Here is a 1,064-nt window from a genome sequence, read left to right as displayed (position 1 = left end):
GAATCCATCAACTGCGCAGGGACATGGAACATTCCGTTGGTTTTCGTGGTGAATAACAACCAATGGGCGATTTCTGTACCACGCAGTTTGCAATGCGCGGCGGAGTTTCTTTCTGAAAAAGCAAAAGGCGCTGGCATTCCAGGGATTACCGTCGATGGCAACGACGTTGTTGCTATGTATGACGCTACCATGACCGCATTAGAGCGAGCACGAAAAGGCAAAGGGGCGACACTGATCGAAGCGGTAAGTTATCGCCTAAGTGACCACACCACCGCCGACGATGCGACGCGTTATCGTAATGCAGATGACGTGCAAACCGCATGGCAATTCGAGCCCGTGAGCCGACTAAAAACCTTTTTGATCAATCAAGGTGCTTGGAGCGATGAACAAGAGCAACAATGGCAAAGCGACTGCAAGGAACAAGTCGAGCTCGCGGTTGAACGCTACCTAAACTTGCCTCAACAAGCGCCTGAAACTGGATTCGATTACCTCTACGAATCGCTTCCTCAAGAGCTTCACGCTCAACGCGATGAATTGATCAATAAAGCAATGCGAATGCAAGGAGGCAAACATGGCTGAACTTACATTAGTTGAAGCAGTAAACCTCGCTCTGCATCATGAAATGGAACACGATCCAAACGTCGTCGTACTTGGCGAAGACGTGGGCGATAACGGCGGCGTATTCCGCGCAACCGTCGGGCTCAAACAAAAGTATGGACTAAAACGCGTCATCGATACTCCGCTTGCAGAAGCCTTAATCGGCGGCGTTGCAGTGGGCATGGCAACTCAAGGTTTACGCCCTGTTGCAGAATTTCAGTTCCAAGGTTTCGTCTTCCCGGCTATGGAGCACCTAATGTGTCACGCCGCCAGGATGCGTAACCGTACTCGTGGACGCCTCACTTGTCCGGCTGTATTCCGCGCGCCTTTTGGTGGCGGCATTCACGCGCCGGAACACCACTCAGAAAGCATTGAAGCACTGTTTGCACATACCGCAGGCTGTAAAGTGGTGATTCCATCTTCTCCTCAGCGTGCTTACGGTTTGCTGCTTGCTGCAATTCGCAGTA

2 protein-coding genes are annotated in these 1,064 nt (G+C 51.5%); both read left to right on the top strand.

Features of this window, described 5'->3' with window-relative positions; all coding sequences use genetic code 11:
• A partial coding sequence (locus R7E47_RS25210; protein ID WP_318085540.1) for a thiamine pyrophosphate-dependent enzyme occupies positions 1–579 on the top strand: 579 nt, incomplete at its 5' end.
• On the top strand, positions 572–1,064 hold a 493-nt coding region (locus R7E47_RS25205), incomplete at its 3' end, for an alpha-ketoacid dehydrogenase subunit beta (protein WP_411913454.1). The genes R7E47_RS25210 and R7E47_RS25205, both read left to right, overlap by 8 nt.

The organism is Vibrio sp. Vb1026 (assembly GCF_033338745.1).
Lineage (GTDB): Bacteria > Pseudomonadota > Gammaproteobacteria > Enterobacterales > Vibrionaceae > Vibrio > Vibrio alginolyticus.
The sequence above is the reverse complement of the archived record's forward strand: the minus strand, read 5'-3'. Positions and strand labels throughout refer to the sequence as shown.